Here is a 1,660-nt window from a genome sequence, read left to right on the forward strand (position 1 = left end):
GGCGCGGGCCGGGTACGACGCGCGGGTCGCCCTCGTCGGCGAAGTAGTCGTCCGACGTGGTGCCGTCGCCGCCGTCGCGCACCTTCGCCGCCCGCAGCACCACCGTGAGCAGCGCCGCGACCGCGAGGTTGACCAGCACGGCCACGATTCCGACGTAGATCGTCTTCGGGGTGTCGAACCCGAAGTCGGCCAGCGGGAACGCCGAGCCGCCGAAGTGTCTGCGGCCGGTCGCGGCGTTCGGGATCTGGTAGAGCATCCACATGCCCAGCCCCATGCCCGCGATCCAGCCGCCGATCAGCGCGCCCCGGTGGAACCAGCGGGTGTAGAGGCCCAGGGCGACCGCCGGCAGCGTCTGGAGGATGATCACGCCGCCGATGAGCTGGAGGTCGATGGAGAACTGCGGGTCGAGGAAGACGATGCAGGCGACCGCGCCGACCTTCACCACCAACGAAGTGATCTTGGAGACGTTCGCCTCCTGCGCGGGACTGGCGTCGCGCTTCAGGTACTCCTTGTAGATGTTGCGGGTGAACAGGTTCGCCGCCGCGATCGACATGATCGCCGCCGGCACCAGCGCGCCGATGCCGATGGCCGCGTACGCGACGCCGGCGAACCAGTCGGGGAACTGCTGGTCGAACAGGACCGGCACCACCGTGTTGCTGTCCACGGTGCCCTCCTTCGACCCGGGCAGCGGCTTCACCCCGGCGGCGATGGCCATGAAGCCGAGCAGCGCGATGAGGCCGAGCAGCAGACTGTACGCGGGCAGCGCCGACATGTTCCGCTTGATCACGTCGCGGTTCCGGCTGGCCAGCACCCCGGTGATGCTGTGCGGGTAGAGGAACAGCGCCAGCGCCGAGCCGAACGCCAGCGTGACGTACTGGAGCTGGTTGTTGGCGTTCAGCAGCACCCCGTCGTTGGGGTTCGGTGACGCGTCGAACTTCGCGTCCGCCGCGTCGAAGATCTCGCCCCAGCCGCCGAGCTTGTACGGCAGGTAGAGAACCGCCACCAGGATCACGATGTAGATCAGCGTGTCCTTGACGAACGCGATCAGCGCCGGCGCGCGTAGCCCCGACTGGTACGTGTACGCGGCCAGGATCGCGAACGCGATGATGATCGGCAGGTGCCGGGCCAGGGCGCTCTCGCCGGTCACCCCCATCGTCTTGAGCACCGCCTCGATGCCGACCAGTTGCAGCGCGATGTACGGCATCGTCGCCACGATGCCGGTGATCGCCACGAGCAGCGCCAGCACCGGCGAGTCGAACCGCTTGCGGACGAAGTCCGCCGGGGTGACGAAGCCGTGCCGGTGCGAGACCGACCAGAGCCGGCACAGCACCAGGAACACCAGCGGGTAGATGACGATGGTGTACGGGACGGCGAAGAAGCCGGCCGCGCCGGCACCGAACATCAGCGCCGGCACCGCCACGAAGGTGTACGCGGTGTAGAGGTCACCGCCGACCAGGAACCAGGTGATCCAGCCGCCGAAGTTGCGCCCGCCCAGCCCCCACTCGTCGAGGTGGGCCATGTCCTTCGGCGCCCGCCACCGGGCCGCCACGAACCCCATCGCGCTGACCAGCAGGAAGAGCACCGAGAAGACGATGATCTCGGTGAGGTGGTCGCGCCACATCAGCGGCCACCCGCATCCGTACCGGCCGGCACGGCCGAC

The 1,660-nt window shown here is 68.8% G+C and carries 1 protein-coding gene; it reads right to left on the reverse strand.

Annotation, left to right across the window (positions count from 1 at the left end):
• On the reverse strand, nucleotides 1-1,621 hold a 1,621-nt coding region (mctP, locus tag AB0B91_RS65785; RefSeq protein ID WP_358343174.1), incomplete at its 3' end, for a monocarboxylate uptake permease MctP.
• Nucleotides 1,622-1,660 lie beyond the last annotated feature (39 nt).

The sequence above is a fragment of the Nonomuraea sp. NPDC049141 genome (assembly GCF_040648415.1).
In the GTDB taxonomy this organism is placed as follows: Bacteria; Actinomycetota; Actinomycetes; order Streptosporangiales; family Streptosporangiaceae; genus Nonomuraea.